The organism is Legionella nautarum (assembly GCF_001467895.1).
Taxonomy (GTDB): domain Bacteria; phylum Pseudomonadota; class Gammaproteobacteria; order Legionellales; family Legionellaceae; genus Tatlockia; species Tatlockia nautarum.
On the sequence record NZ_LNYO01000024.1, the window covers coordinates 733,046 to 751,041 of the forward strand.

The following is a 17,996-nucleotide window of genomic DNA, read 5'->3' on the forward strand; positions in this document are numbered from 1 at the left end:
GGTTTACAGACAGTTAAATCGACTGCATTCATCAACTAATTCCCTCATTAATTTAGCGACAGAAAGTTCCCTACATAAATTAGCTGCTTGTCCTGCCCACAAGGACATAAAATCAGTACAGTTTTGCTTTTCAGCTTCGTTACGCAGTCCTCGCGTCATCGCATTTTGGATAGGAAAAGGGAGTATCTGCTCTTTATGACCGGACATGCGCTCAATAAATTTGTTTCTTATACCACGAGCAAATTTTCCTGAGAATGCCGAAGTTAATACGGTGTTATCTTTTTTAGCGGCGAGTAGGATTTGCTTATATTTTGGAGAAATTTCCGATTCTGTACAGGTTAAAAAAGCTGTTCCCATTTGTACCGCAGAAGCACCTAGCAAATGGGTTGCCGCTATCCCTTGTCCATTCATTATACCACCAGCCGCAATAACCGGGATTTTCAGCTGTTCAACCAGTTGCGGCAATAGGCTGAATAAGCCAATTAAACCTGCTTCCTTATCACCGATAAAAGTACCGCGATGCCCACCCGCCTCGCTTCCTTGTGCGACAATCATATCGGCCCCTGATTTTTCAAGTAAAATTGCCTCGGAAACATTGGTTGCCGTACCGATTATTATCGTTTTATTTTTCTTTAGTTTACTGAGCCAAGTTTCGGAGAGTAATCCAAAAATAAAACTAAAAACAGGAACTTTTTCCTCAATAATCACCTGCATTTGCTCTTCAAAATCAGGAGAATAGGGTTTAGGAACTGGTTGCGTTTTATAATTTAATTCAGGACTTACTTGTTCTATCAATTTGCAAGCTTGCTGAATTTGCTCTTGTGTTGCTGAAGCAGGATGTTCATTCGGTATAAAAAGGTTAATAGAAAAGGGCTTATCAGTTAATTCGCGAATTTTTCGAATGGAATTTCGGAGTACTTCGGCTTGCATATACGCGCCGCCTAGCGAACCTAAACCGCCAGCATTTGACACGGCAGCGGCCAAAAGAGGAGTTGCAGAGCCTGCCATAGGAGCCTGAATAATAGGAAATTGGATAGCAAGTTTTTTAGCGGTAGCTGTCATAGGTTTCATTAAACAGATCTCCTTATAGGCTTAAGTTGCAGGGCAAGCCTTAACAAGTTTAAAAAAATTCTACTCCTTCAAGACTTAAAAAACGTCAGTTTCGGATAAGAAAGATTAGCAATCCAGTTTTAGATCGATCTGTTCGCCCTGAATAGCAGCCAAAGTAGCTATCTCGAAGGGGGTAGCACTGTGTTTATCCTTCGAGACGGGCTAAGTTCTCCTCAGAACGAACGGTTCGGTCAGCTTAGCTGCTCTTACTCATAATTGACGGTTAAATAAGACCAATTTGCTTGATTTTTATAAGAAATCACTGCCAAATCGGGTTCTAGATGAGCAAATTGCTAGATTAAAAAACTATAGCAGATCAGATAAAAAATGAAGACAAGCTGGAAATACGACCTGCTTGTCGGTATCATTTTTGAATTCGTAGTAGAGGGTTTGATCATGCGGTTTAGTTTTTTCTTCTTAATTGTGGCTTTATCACTCAAAATTTTTGCTCTGGAGGTTCCAGATAAACAGCAGATAGAAGAGCGTATCAGACCGATTGGCCAAGTACGTTTAGCCACGCAAGCTAGCCCATCCGCTTCAACATCTGTACCAAATTCGCCAGAAACTAGTTCTACTAATGACGCGGGTCAAGCGACCTATGAGCAATATTGTTCCACTTGTCATCGTGATGGATTAGCCGGTGCGCCTAAATTTCGAGTGAAAGAAGATTGGCAGCCACGTTTAGATAAACAAGCCTTGGATGGTCTTGTTACTTCAGCGATCAAAGGAATAAATGCCATGCCAATGAGAGGTACCTGCATGCAATGCAGTGACGAGGAGATTAAAAATGCTATACAGTACATGTTGCCACAATCATGACTAAATTCACCTATAAACGCTGGCAGATTTTACTGACCTTTTTAAGTTTTTTCGTGTTGGCTAGTTCGTTTTACTTTCAATATGTAAAAGGATTACCCCCTTGCCCTTTATGCTTAATGCAGCGCCTGTGTGTACTGTTGCTATTTATGATTTGCTTTATTGGGGTAAATATTCGCAGTTTAAAGGGAGCTAAGTTTATCGCTTGCTTACAATTTTTTGTTGCTGGCTGTGGTTTATTTTTTGCCAGTCGCCAACTTTGGCTACAATCCCTACCAGCCGGGCAAGCTCCCAGTTGCATGCCAGGTTTAGATGTATTGATTCGTTATTTTCCTTGGCAGGATGTGATGCATACTCTTTTGTGGGGCACTGGTGATTGTGCTGAAATTTCTTGGCAATGGTTGGGATTATCAATGCCGGCCTGGGCTGCGTTATATTTTCTCTTCTTATTAGTGGCCGCCATCCCTGTTTTTTGGATGTTGCGTCGACAATTATTAAGGCTTATATAACGCTGAGAAAACCAAGCTAAGTTGCTATCTTGACTTGCAAATGCTATATAAAAAAAAACACTCTCCCGCTAAGAAGGATATCATGCGGTTATTTTATGCGCTTGGTTTAAGTATCACAATTTGTGGATTAACTGCCTGTGAGCGAATTACTGTTTCATCCACGCCAAAGAAACAAGCTATTGTTTCAAACAGTGAGCTTGCTACCAAAGCACAAAATTATTTCTGGGAAACCTTGCACCATGGCAATTATCAGGATATCCCTCAGGCAGATTACCTGTTGATGGCGGCTTATTTAGAAAATCCCAATGATCCCACTCTGGCTGCTCATATTGGACTGCTCCATCTCTGGAAGATCACCGAGCGTCATCGTGATAAAACGATACCTCCTACCATGGTTAATGAAATAATATTATCAAAAAAATATCTCTCTGATGCGTTGCAGTTGGATCCCAAAAATCCAATCTATCAAGGATTTGCCGGCGATGCTCAATTAATCGAGGGCAAAATTTTTCATGACGAGAGGGAAGAGATAAAAGCCTATTTTAAGTTAAAGACTGCAATTCACAATTGGCCAGAGTTTAACTATTTTACTGCGGGTTATCCAATGACAAGCCTGCCGTCCGATTCTAAATTATTCCAAGAAGCTTTAGACTGGCAATGGAAAACGCTGGATTTATGCTCAGGACAGAAAGTCGATCGCAATAATCCTGTCTATTCTCCTGCCCAAGATCAAGCCAAAGACGGTGATAAACGTGTTTGCTGGAATTCTTGGATTGCCCCCTTTGGTTTCGAAGGATTTTTTATGAATATGGGGGATATGCTTGTTAAAGCGGGTGATTGGAAAAAGGCCGTTATCATCTATAACAATGCCAAGCTTGATAAAAATTATTCGCAGTGGCCTTATCGAGAAATGTTGGAAAAACGCATTATTAATGCGCAGCAAAATGTTGCTAATTTCCAAAAAGAATTTTTAGCTCCTGATAAGACAATTATGTTTAATTCCGGTTATGGATGTATGGCCTGTCATCAGAGCGTCGTTAAATAAGCTGGTAAATAAGCGGCCCATTAGCTATCATCGCCAACCATTGCAATAATCAATTCACTCGATATGAAAAAGTTTCATTTTGAGCTTATTAAGAATCATGCTTTTACTAAAGCACGTGTAACACGAGTAAGCACACCACATGGTGACTTTATAACGCCGGTATTTATGCCAGTGGGAACTCGCGCCGGAGTGAATAATATGACGCCGCGAGAGCTCCTTGCCGCAGGTAGCCAGATTATTCTGGGAGGCAATACTTATCATATGCTTTGTGCACCTGGTATGGAGGTCATCGAAAAAGCAGGGGGTATGCACCCATTTATGGGTTGGCATGGACCAATGCTGACGGATAGTGGTGGATTCCAGGTTTTTAGCTTATCGAAAAATAAAGAAATATGTACGATTGATGAAGAAGGGGCGCATTTTCGTCTACCAGGCACAACTCGTTTAATTCATATGACTCCCGAAATGTCACTGGAAACGCAGAAAATTATTGGCGCCGATATTATCATGGCCTTTGATCAATGCACTCCGGATAATTGTTCTCGTGAGGAAGTGCAGCACATCATGACGCGTACCCACCGCTGGCTGAAACAATCGATTAATTATCATCAGCAATACCCTAGCTCACGCTATGGTGCAAACCAAGCTTTATTCGGAATCGTGCAGGGTGGTATTTACCAAGATTTACGCCAAGAAAGTGCAGAATTTGTTGCTTCAATGGATACAGATGGTATTGCCATTGGCGGGGAGACTGTCGGTTTTGATATGAAAATGACGGTCAATATCATTCGCTGGGTAAAAGACTATCTACCTGAAAATAAGCCACGCTACACCATGGGGGTAGGCATGTCGCCTCAAGATTTGCTGGATGTCGTCGCTGAAGGTATTGATATGTTTGATTGCGTAGCGCCCACACGTAATGCTCGGCATGGCGCTTTATATTGTGGAGAGGTTGTAAAAGAAGGCAACTGGTTAAGATTTGCTAGTCCTTATGAAAACGAACGTATTCAGATAAAAAAAGCCTGTTTCGCCAATGATTTTTCACCCATTATGTCTAGCTGTACTTGCTATACTTGCCAGCATCATTCTCGTGCATTTTTGCATCATTTAAGCAAACAAAAAACCAATCTGTTTACAGCGCTGGCGACTATTCACAATATCCATGTAATGCATGAAGTTTGTGCTAAAATGCGCGACCTTATACTTAATTCTTAGCCTTAATTTTTTAAAGAAAGAACCAGGAGAGCTCAATGATTTTAATTAACACCTCAAAGGGTGACATTCGTTTAGAGATGCACGAAGAGAATGCGCCAAACACTGTGGAGAATTTTCTAAATTATGTCCGTAATGGATTTTATAATAATACAATTTTTCATCGCGTGATTGATGGATTTATGATTCAAGGTGGCGGCCTAACTGCAGATATGGATCAGAAAGCAACTGAAACCCCTATAAAAAACGAAGCAAAACAAGCGAAACCCAATAAGCGCGGAACGATAGCTATGGCAAGAACTATGGATCCTCATTCAGCGACAGCCCAATTTTTTATTAACGTTGCTGATAATGCGTTCCTTAATTTCAGTGGTGAACATGCGCAGGGTTATGGTTACTGTGTATTTGGGGAAGTTGTTGAAGGAATGGACGTTGTCGATGCCATTGCTAAAGTCAAAACAGGCCAACATAAAGGGCATGCAGATGTGCCAGTAGAAGAGGTTACTATTCACGAAATTAAGGAAGTGTAGTAAAAGCGAATGGCGAGTTATGGACCCTGCCGTTCGTGGCGCTGCCATTAAGTTAAGGATTTTTGTTTAAATTTACCTCGATCCATCCGGGCTCTGAGATATCCCCACGAAATGAGGATCTAAGGAATTTGTATTAATCCCGTTCAGCCTGAGGAGCACGCATGGCGTGCGTCTCGAAGCCTGTCCTGAGGCTCTCGAAGGGGCTTGTCTTGAAGCTCTTCGAAGGCCTGCCCTGAGGCTCTCGAAGGGGGGGCATTTGCGACACTTCGAGACAGCGCTGCGCGCTTCGCCAGTGCGAACGGGATAAACAAAACGATCAATGAACTAAACAGTCTATTTAATTCTTGCCTGAGGTATCGTCACCTTTTTGAACGATTCATCAATTTTTTAATGAGCATATTGTTTTCTACTTGATGGATGAATCCCCATCTTACCTATTTTGACAAATTAAAAATTAAAATATAGCATAATCCTGTTTGTTAGATGGCGCGGGGTGTCGGGAAACCGACTGAGAGTCACCCGTAGAACTTGATCTGAGTCATATCAGCGTAAGGACGCCTTCAATAAATCCATGCTTTATTTTTATACGGCTGGATCCCTTTTGCCATCTCCAAATTATTACAATCACAAAGGAGTTATGGCCATGCATTCATTAAAATCCCGGGTTAGTTTGTTATTAAATTGGTATGCAAATCCTTACCACGCCCCTATTTTCGTAGCGCAACAACTTGGTTTTTATTCACAAGAAAATATAAAACTTGCTATTTTAGAACCTGCAGATCCTAGTGATGTGACAGAATTGGTGGGTTTAGGAGCTGTAAATTTTGGTGTAAAAGCCATGATTCATACCGTTGCAGCCAGGGCGAAGGGTTATCCTGTTACTTCGATTGGAACTTTAGTTGATGAGCCACCTACTGGCCTGCTTGCATTAAAATCAAGTGGCATTAATTCGTTTCATGATATTGTTGGCAAACGTGTCGGGTACATCGGTGAGTTTGGTAAGAAAATTATTGATGATCTGGCACAGCTTGCTGGTATTGATCCAAATAGCTATCAGACAATCCGAATTGGGATGAATGTAACTGATGCAATTTGTCGCGATCTAATTGATACAGGCATTGGATTTATTAATTTTCAACGCATTGAGTTAGAACAACGAAAAGGCGAAACTGTATTCTTACGTCTTGACCAGTTAGCTGGACTTGGCTGTTGTTGCTTTTGTTCGATTCAATTTATAGTACCCAAACAAACTTTAGAACAACCTGAATTGGTTCAAGGGTTTCTCAAGGCAACTCAACGAGGAGCATTGTTTACCACAGAAAATCCAGAAGAAGCTTACGAATTATTGTGTCAAGCCAAACCACAATTACGTACTTCAATGTATCAAAAGATATTTACGCACAGCTTACCTTTTTTTTCACGTTCATTACTCAATGTAGAAAGAGATTGGAATAAGGTAGGACGTTATACCCAACATCTAAATATTATTGATAAACACTTTAACCTGTCGGAATGCTACACCAATGACTTTTTACCCAAAGTTCCTTACTCAGATTTAGAGCCAATTGCTTGTTGCTTGGGTTGAGCTCGTAAGACTTCGAGACGGCGTAAACGCCTCATCACTGCGAAGGGTAATGTAGGTTGGGCCTTGGCCGGCCCAACAAATTCAATCATGCAATCCTATCAACTTATTTATTACTCCGTTTCCGTAAACTAGCTGAATAGTCGAATTTAGGAATCTCAATATGAAATAAAATAGCTAATAAGCGAGTCGAAAAGATGGTGATTAGAGTGATCATTATATTCAGTTCATCTGTAACTTGAAAATAAGCTAAAACAATAAACAATAAAGCACCAGCAAGTGCGATCACTGCATATAATTCTTTGCGAAGAACTAAGGGAATATCATTACAAAGTATATCCCGTAACATTCCCCCGCAAATACCGGTAATCATCCCGCTAAGAATGGCAATACTTGGTGAGAGCCCATTACTGAGACTTTTTTGAGTGCCAGCAATTACAAAAGTAGACAAACCCAATGCATCAAGGATTAAAAAAACCTTCCTAATTCTTACTAAAGAATGAGCAATAAAAATAGTTACAAAAGCACAAACTGAGGTATATAAAAGGTATTCAGGATGGACTACCCAAGTAAGAGGATAGGTATTTAAAAGGGTATCGCGTACCGTACCGCCACCCAAAGCAGCAATAGATGCGATTAACATAACTCCAAAAAAATCCATTTTCTTTCGACCTGCTGCAATAGCGCCTGTCATAGCTTCCACACAAATGCCTAAAATGAATAAATAATGGAGTAACATAATTTTTCTTTGTGCTCAAAAAATGTCAATTATATCACTGATTGCAGTGCTGGCGAAATAGCTAGGAAAGCGCTAGCATTATAGTAAACACGCTGTAGCATGATGTTCGGAGGAAGCAAATGGTTAAAGAGCAACTTAAACCATCAGTATTTATTCACGCAGTCGATCAAGAATTGCATGATAATATTCTGCGCTTAAATCAAAAATTGAAAGGCTTTTTAACTGAAATTAACGTAAAAATTGAAACTATTGATGAGGATGAGTTGGAGTACAAAGAGGAGCGAAAAAATCAATTATCGCTCTTGGCCGAGGACGTTAGTAAGGCCCTTGATGGGATAAAAAATTTAGTGAATATGGTGCTTGAAGAGGGTGTAAGTTATAGCCAATTCGTGGAAATGAATCGAGAAGGTTTAGATGCTTTACTTGAGACTTTTCAACAAAGTCTCGAAAAGGTCACCAAAATCAGAGATGAATTTTAAGCGATCGGGCCCTATTTAACGAGCAGCTGTATTTGGCGCAGGTTGCGCGAAAATAACACTGTCATCTTGCTACTCGTTGTTTAATATATACCCTTTCTAAATTAGTCTAGCAATAAAAGCAGTTCCCCAATTTTCTGCGCAAAAATATTAGTATATTTAGCTGTTTTCATTGAAAATGGTTTTATTTTTCTTATCTGAAAGTTATTCTCTCTGAACTTTTAAGTGAGATTAACCTGAAAATCAGGAAAATCGGAATTTAACAATGACTATTAATACCTGGTATTTTCCTTCTATTATCGCACTTTTGCTTTATGGCGCGTGGGGATATTGGGGGGCGAGAGCATCGAGTTTTATCAATCCGCTCTCAATTACCTTTTACTCAAGTTTAGGTGTTTTAATTGCTGGAATCTTCGCTTTGGCACTCCTTGATTTTAAACCGGAGCTTTCTGCTAAAGGGAGTGTCTATGGTTTGCTTAATGGATTAGCTAGTGGTATCGCTTGCATTTTTTTCATCCTAGCCCTACGTAAAGGCCCTGCAATGCCTGTCGTGTTGATCACGTCAATGTATCCGCTTATTACCCTAATTTTGTGCATTATCTTTCTTAAGCAAGGAATAACTTTACGGCAAGGATTAGGGATGTTTTTTGCCATAGCAGCTTTGTTGTTGTTTTCAACTGAGGCATAGAAATTATTATCACTCATAGAATTACAATTAGAATTAAACCAATTAAGTCGCAAATAGAGGTATAGACTATTCTCTTCAACCGTAAAAAAAAGACTGATAACAAGATTAGAGAGCCTCTTCTCATTTGAGAAAAAAGGTATTATTGTGTTATAATTCGCCAGTTGATAGAGAGGTCTCGTATCTATAAAGACTCCAGAGGATGGTGTAAAGTAGGCAATGCCTGACCAAAATGCTCTAAAAACTAGACAGGGAAATAGTATGAAGCGCATTTAAAGAAGATAATAAGCTTAGTTTTTTCTTTAGATGATTAAGTCCTAACTTAACAACTAAAAAGGGTATTTAATGAAAAAGATAGCTCTAGTAATGGCTTTGTTAATTCCAGTATTATCATTTGCTAGCAACGTTCCCAGCAGCCAAACCACTGACAATTTCCTCGAGCAATGTGCAAAGGAAAAAGATCCTGTAAAACGACAAAATTCTTGTCACATGCTTGATCATCACAGCACATCTCAAATCAACATTCCAGAGTTTCATAAAGAAACTGTTACTGTATAAGTAACTAGCGATCCTGATTAGATAATCAGGATCGAAGAAAGCTTCCTTTCTTTTAATTAATAACATATTGCGTTACGCCCTAATTAAATACGGGGTTCTGGTAGTGAATAATTAACCGCGGTTTTTCTTCCTAAAGACTGATAACCTGATAGAGTTTCTTGTGCTCGATATTGCTGAGCTAAAATCTTTCATGCACTTATCTAATAGTTCCATGAGTAGCTCTCAAATACGCTCCGTATTAAGCATTAAAGTGCTTTATTGAGGATAAAGCCAAGTCAATAATTTTTTGGGATTGCTCTTCACTAGCGTTGATTTGACTTACATCATTGATTAAATCGAGCAGAAACCCAGGTACATCATTTTCTAAATGAGGGCTATTATATAGGCTTGCAGCACGCGTCAGAGTATAACGAAGTAAATTCTTAGAGATGGTAATTTTATCTTTCGAAGTGATCGGATCGCTATAATCATCGCCAAACAACAACCAGCCTGGAGAAACCTGCAATTTTGTTGCAATTTCAACTAATTTCACAGGTTCGGGAATCGCCTCCCCACGAAGATACTTGCGGCAGATTTGCACTGAATAACCAGTAATTTCGGCTAATTTGTGAATGCAAACCCCAGAAGTGGAGCGTTGAGAGTTAAATCCAGCAGCGATCATTGCATCACGCAGGCGACAAGCAAACTGTTTTGTTAAGTCAACTTTTTCCATAGAGGCAATAAACTCATTGATACATGAATAGATAGTAACAAAAAGTTTCATGAACTGCAAATTTATATCAAAAGGAAACTTTTGGTTTCTTTTGGAAATTTATTGTTGCAATAAGAGAATTGCTGTGTAATAATTATTGCGAAACTTAGGGATCAGTTTCGAACTAGAGTCTAAACACTGTATAACCTACGGAAATTTGTTTTACAGATAAGTCCAAATTAAGGAAAGAGTGGTTTAACCATAGCAGTTAACCTCGCGAAATTTTGTGGCTTGAATCGATGTCAATCCATTCAAGCCTCTCTTTTAGAGCAGATGTCTGAAGCAAAGAGGGTTAATCAACTAATTTATGTTGTTCTATCTTCCACGCAGGTCTGCAAGATAGAAAAAGTTTCATGTTGCCTTCCCAAAAGTATTTTTCACCTGCTTCAATCAAAACAACATCGCCGGTTGACAAGGCATATTCCTCATGATTGATCACTATTCTACCATGACCTTCAAACACATAGGCTAATTCATCACATTGCTCATTCACTGTTCGGCGCTCAACAGGATAACGACCGGAGACTGTGGCAATTGCCACGTCAAGCATTTCATGATTTAAAGCGTATTCAGTCACAGAGCAGGTTTCACTATTCTTTTTTTCTATAGCTTGCTGTTTGAAAGATATTTTCATTTGATTCCCTATTTATTTGGATGAAAAAAGTTGTGCCTTAATCTAATAAGTTTTCAACGATAAAAAAACCCGTAGTTTTAATTATCGTAAAAAACAAAGAAATAACCCCTCAGAAAACTTTCCCTCGTACCGAAGGTAATAAGCAAGGTCTGTCTTGGTAGGGGGCTTTTGTAAGCACGCGTATGAGCAATCTATGGCGCTCTCGAAGCTCAAGCGGTACTTCAAAGGCTTACAAAAGACCCAGCCAGACAGACCTTGCGTCCGCGCGGAACTAGAAGAGGAATTGTACATTACAACAACAAAATAAGCTTTATTTGTACAGAAGAGAGATTTGCCAGAGTAATCATCCAAGTAATTATTGCTTTGTGATTCCAGCTTTTATATAATCATCGCCACTTTGATATGCTAGAGCGAATAATAGGCACGTAGCTCAGTGGTAGAGCACCACCTTGACATGGTGGTGGTCGGTGGTTCGATCCCACTCGTGCCTACCAAACTAACCCTGCTGTGCAGGGTTTTTTTTTCTCATTGAAACATTGACGTGTGCCTGGGGAATGGAGGGACAACAAGATGCCGAACATTAAATTGCCTGATGGAAGTGTCAAACACTTTGAACACCCTATAACTGTTCATGATGTGGCGCAGAGTATCAGCCCTGGGTTGGCTAAAGCTGCTTTGGCTGGCAAGGTAGATGGTAAATTAGTCGATACGAGCTATCCTATTTCTCAAGACGCTGAGCTGATGATTATTACTGAAAAACAAGAAAAAGAAAGTTTGGAGGTTATTCGCCACTCTACCGCACACTTATTGGCACAAGCAGTTAAAAGTTTGTTTCCTAGCGCACAAGTTACAATCGGCCCTGTTATTGAAGATGGGTTCTATTATGATTTTGCCTTCGGCAGACCTTTCACTCCAGAAGATTTAGAGCAAATAGAAGAAAAAATGCAGCAATTAGCGAAAGCTGATTATCCAGTAGTACGTCGTGAAATGCCGCGTGATGAGGCGATTGATTATTTTCGCAATATGGGTGAGGAGTATAAAGCGAAGATTATTGCTGATATTCCTTCAGGAGAAATAATTTCTCTATATCGGCAAGGTGATTTTGAAGATCTTTGTCGAGGTCCTCATGTGCCATCCACAGGCCGCTTAAAAGCATTTAAACTGACTAAAGTAGCCGGTGCTTACTGGCGTGGAGATGCTCGTAACGAAATGCTACAGCGAATTTACGGTACAGCCTGGGGGGATAAGAAAGCTTTGGCCGAGTATTTACACCGACTCGAAGAAGCAGAAAAACGTGATCACCGCAAGCTCGGAAAGGCTCTCGATTTCTTTCATTTTCAAGATATTGCACCAGGTATGGTCTTTTGGCATCCAAATGGTTGGATCGTCTACCAATTGCTTGAGCAATATATGCGTAGTCGCTTAAAGGATTTCGGATACCAAGAAATTAAGACTCCTCAATTAGTTGATAAGGTTTTATGGGAAAAATCAGGTCATTGGGAAAATTTCCGCGAAGAAATGTTTGTTACTGAGACCGAAAATCGTCAGTATGCGGTCAAACCAATGAATTGTCCTTGCCATGTGCAAGTTTATAATCAAGGATTAAGAAGTTATCGCGAGTTACCAATGAGACTCTCTGAGTTTGGTAATTGCCATCGCTGCGAACCTTCGGGAGCCCTACATGGTTTGATGCGTGTTCGTAATATGGTGCAAGATGACGCACATATTTTCTGTACGGAAGAGCAAATTCAATCCGAAGTAGCAATGATGCTTGAATTAGTTAAATCAGTATATACTGATTTTGGTTTCACAGAAATTAAATACCGCTTAGCCTTGCGGCCAGAGAAACGAGTAGGTAGCGATGAAATTTGGGATAAGGCTGAAAACGCATTAAAAGAGGCGATGAATAGTCACAATATTAACTGGATAGATGCACCTGGTGAAGGAGCCTTTTATGGTCCTAAAATCGAATGCTCTCTTGCGGATTGTTTAGGGCGAATTTGGCAGTGCGGTACTATTCAAGTTGATTTTTCGATGCCTGAGCGCTTAGGGGCTCAATATGTTGCTGAGGATGGATCAAAACAGATCCCTGTGATGTTGCACCGTGCTATCTTAGGTTCTTTTGAACGTTTTATGGGAATTTTAATCGAGCATTACGCTGGACGCTTACCTCTTTGGTTGGCTCCATCACAAGTAGCGGTGCTCCCAATTAGTGAAAAACAACATGATTTTGTGAGGAAAATCACTAATATTTTACAAAAGCAGGGTATTCGTGCAAATTTTGACTTGAGAAATGAGAAGATTGGCTTTAAAATCCGCGAGCACACTATGCAAAAGGTTCCTTATTTGCTCGTGGTTGGTGATAAAGAAGTCGAATCCGACTCAGTTGCGGTACGAACCCGTGAAGGAACCGATTTGGGTGTTATGAGTATTGATACAATTTGCGAGCGCTTGCATCAAGAAATTGCTGCAAAAGGCTGCCAGAAAGATGAATAACCTACTTGGAGGACTGGACTATTAGTGCATCAAATAAGCGTGACAGTGATCGCGCGAGGATTAATGAACAAATCAATGTACCTGAGGTACGCTTAATTGATGTAGATGGCAATCAAGTGGGAATTGTATCAACGCGAGAAGCCCTACGCGCAGCAGAAGAAGGTGGTTTTGATTTGGTTGAAATATCGCCAACAGCTAGACCTCCTGTATGCCGTATTATGGATTATGGTAAATTCCTCTTTGAAGTGAGTAAAAAACAAGCTGAAGCTAAGAAAAAGCAGAAGCAAACTCAGGTCAAAGAGCTCAAATTCCGTCCAACAACGGAAGAGGGAGATTATCAGGTCAAGCTACGCAACCTGATCCGTTTCCTGAATCATGGCGACAAAGTCAAAATCACACTGCGTTTTCGCGGTAGAGAGATGGCTCATCAAGAAATTGGCATGAAAATCATGGAGCGTTTGCAACAAGATACTGCTGAATTTGCGGTTCTGGAGCAGCAAGCAAAACGTGAAGGTCGTCAATTATTGATGGTGTTAGCGCCAAAGAAAAAGTAAAGGGCGAATTAAAACCCATTTTTTAGCCACACCTAATCCTGTGGTGATAGGATGATTTTATATCGGCCCTAGGTGGTTGTTTAAATCTTCGCTCCTGCTAGATTCCATAGAGTCGGTAAAAAGAGTTGATTGAAAACGCTACATCATTATAAGTATTAATGAATGCGGAGTATTTAGTTATGCCAAAATTAAAGTCACATCGTGGAGCTGCAAAACGCTTCCGAAAGACAGCGAGCGGTAGAGTTAAGCGTCGTGGCGCTTATCGAAACCATATCCTCACTAAAAAGTCGCCTAAGCAAAAACGACAATTACGCGTTGCTTCGGGGACTTTAAAAGCATGCGATGCGCGTTTAGCAAAACGTATGTTGCATGGTAGTTAAGGGGAGGATAAGAGATGCCAAGAGTTAAACGTGGAGTGACGGCTAAAGCACGTCATAAGAAAATTTTAGATCAAGCCAAAGGGTATTACGGTGCCCGTAGTCGGACTTACCGAGTTGCTAAACAAGCGGTTATTAAAGCTGGCCAATATGCCTATCGTGACCGACGTCAGAAAAAGCGTCAGTTTCGTGCATTGTGGATTACTCGTATTAATGCTCAAGCGCGTGAATGCGGTATGTCCTATAGCCGCTTAATCGCTGGATTAAAGAAAGCTGCAATTGAGCTTGATCGCAAAATATTGGCTGATATGGCCGTATATGATAAACAAGCTTTTGCAGCATTAGCTGAAAAAGCAAAAGCAGCACTTGCTTAAAGTTTTGTTGCCAATTCGCTAACTTGTGGCCTAAGGAACAAGTTAGTAGAATTGATAACAATGCCTAGTGATTTCTGTAGTAATAAATTATTGAGGAGGCTATAGCCTCCTTTTTTACATGTGGGTTTAATCATGCAAGATATTATCCTGTTACGGCAAAAAGCTGCTGATGCAATTTCCCAAGCCCAAGACGTTACCGCCTTAGAAGCAATTCGTGTGGATTACCTGGGAAAAAAGGGGCAATTGACTGAAATTCTCAAAGGATTGGCAGGGTTATCTGCGGAAGAAAAACCTAAAGTAGGTCAATTAGTCAATCAGGCTAAGGTTGAAATCAGCAAATTAATCGAAGAGAAAATGACGCATCTTAAAGAGGTGCAGTTGCAAAAAAAATTATCGGCTGAGCGCATCGATGTGACTCTCCCGGGACGCCATCAAAAGTCAGGCTCCTTACATCCCGTTACACAAGTTAAACATTGGATCAACGATTATTTTAGCCGCTTAGGTTTTGATATTGTCGAAGGCCCGGAAATTGAAACCGAATTTTATAATTTTGAAGCCCTGAATATCCCTGGGCATCATCCTGCTCGCGCGATGCATGATACCTTTTATTTTGGCGATGGGCATTTATTGCGTACCCATACCTCTCCGGTACAAATTAGAACCATGGAAAAGCGAAAACCGCCGTTACGTTTAATTGCCCCAGGCCGAGTATATCGTTGTGATTCAGATGTGACACACACACCTATGTTTCATCAGGTTGAGGGCTTATTAATTGACAAGCAGGCCACCCTAGCTGGGTTAAAAGGATTACTGCAAGATTTGTTTGCCCATTTCTTTGGGCGAGAGCTAGCTCTACGTTTTAGAGCTTCTTATTTTCCTTTTACAGAGCCTTCTGCTGAGGTAGATATTGAATGCACCCAATGTGCTGGTAAGGGCTGTCGCTCTTGTAAATTCACCGGATGGTTAGAGGTATTAGGCTGTGGTATGGTTCATCCTAACGTACTAACTGCTGTCAATATTTCACCTGCAGAATACCAAGGATGGGCATTTGGTATGGGCATCGATAGACTGGCAATGCTGTATTTTGGCATTGATGATTTGCGGACAATGTTTGAGAATGATTTGACCTTTTTAAGACAGTTCTAAGTGATATTAGGCGGATATTTAAATGAAAGTTAGTGAATTGTGGTTACGTGAATGGGTAAATCCTTCTTTAAATGAGCAGCAACTTGCTTCACTCTTAACTATGGCTGGTTTAGAGGTTGATGCTCTGAATCCCGTTGCTGGTGCTTTTGATCAAGTGATTGTTGCTCAGATAATAAGTACTAAAGCTCATCCACAGGCTGACAAATTAACTTTATGTGATGTAAATACAGGTAGTGCTACTCCATTGAAAGTAGTCTGCGGCGCTGCGAATGTTCGCGCTGGCCTTAAGGTCGCGTTGGCTCAGGTCGGTGCTAATCTCCCTGGCGGCTTGGTGATTAAAGAGTCGACTTTACGCGGCGAATTGTCGCAGGGTATGCTTTGCTCAGTGTCTGAGCTAGGTTTAGCAGAGTCCTCTGATGGTATCATGGAGCTTGAAGAAGATGCGCCTATAGGAGCGGATTTACGCAGATATCTGGCTCTTAATGATCATGTCCTTGATATTGATTTAACGCCTAATCGCGCAGATTGCTTCAGTGTCCTTGGGGTCGCGCGTGAATTATCAGCGCTGACTAAACTCCCGCTTAAATCCCTTCCACAACAAGTGATCCAACCAGCAATTGATGAGTCGCTAAGTATTCAATTACAAGCAAAAGAAGCCTGTTCTCAATATGCTGGACGTATTATTCGTGGTATTAATTCTCAAGCCCGGACTCCAAGTTGGATGAGTGAGCGTTTGCGTCGTGCCGGTTTGCGCGCCATCCACCCAGTTGTAGATGTGACCAATTACGTCATGCTTGAGTTAGGGCAGCCTATGCATGCCTTTGATTTGGAAACGATTAAAGGGTCTATTATTGTTCGTTTTGCTAATGATAATGAAACACTTGAGCTACTTGACGGCCAACAAATCACTTTGAACAATAAAGTATTGGTCATTGCTGATGATGAAAAGCCATTAGCGCTGGCTGGAGTAATGGGCGGTGAAGAGTCTGCTGTTCAGGAACACACCAAAGATGTTTTTCTTGAAAGCGCCTACTTTAATCCTCTGACAATTGCCGGTGTTGCGAGAAGCTATGGCCTTACTAGCGACTCTTCTCAGCGGTTTGAGCGTGGTGTGGATCCCAATTTACAAGTTTTAGCCTTAGAACGAGCTACCGCACTGTTGCTTGAAATCGTTGGCGGGCAAGCTGGTCCAGTGTGTTTAGCATCGGAGCCTAGTGCTTTACCTCAAAAAGTGACTGTAGAATTTAATCCTGAGTCCGTCAAACGAATCACCGGTATGGCTGTCGCTGAAGAAGAGATGTCAGCGATGCTTCAAGGTCTTGGAATGCTCGTTGATAAAAAAGCGGATTTATGGAAGGTAGAAATTCCTTCCCATCGCTTTGATATTCGCCTCGAAGCCGATTTGGTTGAAGAAATTATTCGGCTCTATGGTTACGATAAAATGTCTGGCGAAAAAATGATGACTACCGTGCAAGCTGGTACTTTAAATCCTTTTGAAGCACAAGCTATGCGGATTGCGCGCTTATTTACTGCTAGAGGCTATCATGAAACAATTAGTTATAGCTTCGTTGATCCCGAATTACAGCAAGCACTTTATCCTGAGCAGGAAGCGATGCAGCTTCTCAATCCAATCTCTTCTGAGCTCTCGCAAATGCGAGTGGGTATGTGGCCAGGGTTACTTGCCTCAATGGTTCATAATACCCACCGGCAGCAAACAGCCATTAAAATTTTTGAAAACGGAGTGGTTTTCGATTTACAAACAGGTTCTCTGCAAGAGCACCCCTCAGTGGCCGGTTTATTAGCAGGTGAACACGGGACTATGAATTGGAGTGAAAAAACAAGGAAATTCGATTTTTATGATTTAAAAGGGGATTTAGAAGCGCTGTTTAGCTTTTTAAATCTCAATAACGTAAGTTTTGAGAGTGCTGAACATCCCGCTTTGCACCCAGGTAAATCAGCAAAAATGATGATTGACGGTCAGCACGCAGGTTGGTGTGGCGTCTTGCACCCACGGATCGCTGCCGAACTTGATTTAAATGAGGAAGTTATCTTATTTGAATTAAAATTAGCTTCGTTAATTAATGAAACAGCCGTACGCTATCAACAAATTTCCAAATTCCCGCAAATACGCCGCGATTTATCAATGCTGGTCGATAATAGGGTGAGTGCGGCGCAAATTGAGGCAGCCGTGCGTCAAGTAGTCGATGGGAATTGGCTTAAAGCCTTTGATGTATTTGATGTTTACACTGGCGAATCGATTCCTCAGGGCAAGAAAAGCCTAGCAATTGCCCTTACCTTACAAGACAATACACGTACAATGATTGATAACGAGATCAATACAATAATTAGTGCTATAATCAAGAAATTAAAAGAGGAATTTTCCATAATATTGAGGGACTAAT

At 40.9% G+C, this 17,996-nt stretch carries 19 protein-coding genes, 1 tRNA gene and 1 riboswitch; of the genes, 16 read left to right on the forward strand and 4 right to left on the reverse strand.

The window, feature by feature from the left end; all coding sequences use genetic code 11:
• Window positions 1–3 precede the first annotated feature (3 nt).
• Window positions 4–1,071 carry an NAD(P)H-dependent flavin oxidoreductase gene (locus Lnau_RS14925; RefSeq protein ID WP_058505914.1) on the reverse strand — a complete coding sequence of 356 codons (1,068 nt, stop codon included), beginning with the start codon at window positions 1,069–1,071 and terminating at the stop codon, window positions 4–6.
• A gap of 366 nt (window positions 1,072–1,437) precedes the next feature.
• On the opposite strand from Lnau_RS14925, the gene Lnau_RS14930 reads away from it, so the two are divergent.
• From Lnau_RS14930 to Lnau_RS14955, 6 genes are all read left to right on the forward strand, one after another.
• Window positions 1,438–1,929, forward strand: a complete 492-nt coding sequence (locus Lnau_RS14930) for a c-type cytochrome (protein WP_238585990.1) — start codon at window positions 1,438–1,440, stop codon at window positions 1,927–1,929.
• On the forward strand, window positions 1,926–2,435 hold the full coding sequence (locus Lnau_RS14935) for a disulfide bond formation protein B (protein ID WP_058505915.1): 510 nt from the start codon (window positions 1,926–1,928) through the stop codon (window positions 2,433–2,435). The genes Lnau_RS14930 and Lnau_RS14935 overlap by 4 nt, the downstream gene beginning before the upstream one ends.
• Before the next feature lie 82 nt (window positions 2,436–2,517).
• On the forward strand, window positions 2,518–3,480 hold the full coding sequence (locus tag Lnau_RS14940; RefSeq protein ID WP_058505916.1) for a hypothetical protein: 963 nt from the start codon (window positions 2,518–2,520) through the stop codon (window positions 3,478–3,480).
• 63 nt (window positions 3,481–3,543) lie between these two features.
• Window positions 3,544–4,695 (forward strand): tRNA guanosine(34) transglycosylase Tgt, encoded by a 1,152-nt coding sequence (tgt, locus tag Lnau_RS14945; RefSeq protein WP_058505917.1) that lies wholly within the window; start codon window positions 3,544–3,546, stop codon window positions 4,693–4,695.
• A 35-nt stretch (window positions 4,696–4,730) separates the two neighbouring features.
• Window positions 4,731–5,222: a peptidylprolyl isomerase gene (locus tag Lnau_RS14950; RefSeq protein WP_058505918.1), complete on the forward strand. Its 492-nt coding sequence runs from the start codon at window positions 4,731–4,733 to the stop codon at window positions 5,220–5,222.
• 479 nt (window positions 5,223–5,701) lie between these two features.
• Window positions 5,702–5,794, forward strand: a riboswitch (TPP riboswitch).
• Between the two features lie 71 nt (window positions 5,795–5,865).
• Window positions 5,866–6,807 (forward strand): ABC transporter substrate-binding protein, encoded by a 942-nt coding sequence (locus Lnau_RS14955; RefSeq protein ID WP_058505919.1) that lies wholly within the window; start codon window positions 5,866–5,868, stop codon window positions 6,805–6,807.
• A gap of 103 nt (window positions 6,808–6,910) precedes the next feature.
• On the opposite strand, the gene Lnau_RS14960 is transcribed toward Lnau_RS14955, so the two are convergent.
• Window positions 6,911–7,543, reverse strand: a complete 633-nt coding sequence (locus tag Lnau_RS14960) for a trimeric intracellular cation channel family protein (RefSeq protein WP_058505920.1) — start codon at window positions 7,541–7,543, stop codon at window positions 6,911–6,913.
• A gap of 119 nt (window positions 7,544–7,662) precedes the next feature.
• Between Lnau_RS14960 and Lnau_RS14965 the strand changes: the two genes are divergently transcribed.
• From Lnau_RS14965 to Lnau_RS14975, 3 genes are all read left to right on the forward strand, one after another.
• Window positions 7,663–8,022 carry a hypothetical protein gene (locus Lnau_RS14965; protein ID WP_058505921.1) on the forward strand — a complete coding sequence of 120 codons (360 nt, stop codon included), beginning with the start codon at window positions 7,663–7,665 and terminating at the stop codon, window positions 8,020–8,022.
• Between the two features lie 262 nt (window positions 8,023–8,284).
• Window positions 8,285–8,707, forward strand: a complete 423-nt coding sequence (locus Lnau_RS14970; RefSeq protein WP_058505922.1) for an EamA family transporter — start codon at window positions 8,285–8,287, stop codon at window positions 8,705–8,707.
• 342 nt (window positions 8,708–9,049) lie between these two features.
• Entirely contained in the window at window positions 9,050–9,262 is a 213-nt protein-coding gene (locus Lnau_RS14975; protein ID WP_058505923.1) for a hypothetical protein, read from the forward strand.
• Window positions 9,263–9,500: 238 nt separating this feature from the next.
• Here the strand turns inward: Lnau_RS14975 and Lnau_RS14980 are convergent, their stop codons facing one another.
• Window positions 9,501–9,974 (reverse strand): helix-turn-helix domain-containing protein, encoded by a 474-nt coding sequence (locus Lnau_RS14980; RefSeq protein WP_058506028.1) that lies wholly within the window; start codon window positions 9,972–9,974, stop codon window positions 9,501–9,503.
• 331 nt (window positions 9,975–10,305) lie between these two features.
• Entirely contained in the window at window positions 10,306–10,647 is a 342-nt protein-coding gene (locus Lnau_RS14985) for a cupin domain-containing protein (protein ID WP_058505924.1), read from the reverse strand.
• Between the two features lie 419 nt (window positions 10,648–11,066).
• Here Lnau_RS14985 and Lnau_RS14990 point away from each other — a divergent pair.
• From Lnau_RS14990 to pheT, 7 genes are all read left to right on the forward strand, one after another.
• Window positions 11,067–11,141, forward strand: a tRNA-Val gene (locus Lnau_RS14990).
• A gap of 76 nt (window positions 11,142–11,217) precedes the next feature.
• Window positions 11,218–13,143 (forward strand): threonine--tRNA ligase, encoded by a 1,926-nt coding sequence (thrS, locus tag Lnau_RS14995; RefSeq protein ID WP_058505925.1) that lies wholly within the window; start codon window positions 11,218–11,220, stop codon window positions 13,141–13,143.
• A gap of 20 nt (window positions 13,144–13,163) precedes the next feature.
• The gene (infC, locus tag Lnau_RS15000) at window positions 13,164–13,697 is read left to right on the forward strand and encodes a translation initiation factor IF-3 (RefSeq protein ID WP_083503863.1); all 534 of its coding nucleotides are present in this window, start codon (window positions 13,164–13,166) and stop codon (window positions 13,695–13,697) included.
• Window positions 13,698–13,876: 179 nt separating this feature from the next.
• Window positions 13,877–14,077 carry a 50S ribosomal protein L35 gene (rpmI, locus tag Lnau_RS15005; protein ID WP_058506029.1) on the forward strand — a complete coding sequence of 67 codons (201 nt, stop codon included), beginning with the start codon at window positions 13,877–13,879 and terminating at the stop codon, window positions 14,075–14,077.
• Between the two features lie 14 nt (window positions 14,078–14,091).
• A complete protein-coding gene (gene rplT, locus Lnau_RS15010; protein WP_058505927.1) occupies window positions 14,092–14,448 on the forward strand; it encodes a 50S ribosomal protein L20 in 357 nt (118 codons plus the stop codon).
• 132 nt (window positions 14,449–14,580) lie between these two features.
• On the forward strand, window positions 14,581–15,594 hold the full coding sequence (locus tag Lnau_RS15015) for a phenylalanine--tRNA ligase subunit alpha (RefSeq protein WP_058505928.1): 1,014 nt from the start codon (window positions 14,581–14,583) through the stop codon (window positions 15,592–15,594).
• A 22-nt stretch (window positions 15,595–15,616) separates the two neighbouring features.
• Window positions 15,617–17,995: a phenylalanine--tRNA ligase subunit beta gene (gene pheT, locus Lnau_RS15020; RefSeq protein WP_058505929.1), complete on the forward strand. Its 2,379-nt coding sequence runs from the start codon at window positions 15,617–15,619 to the stop codon at window positions 17,993–17,995.
• The last annotated feature ends 1 nt before the right edge of the window (window position 17,996 follow it).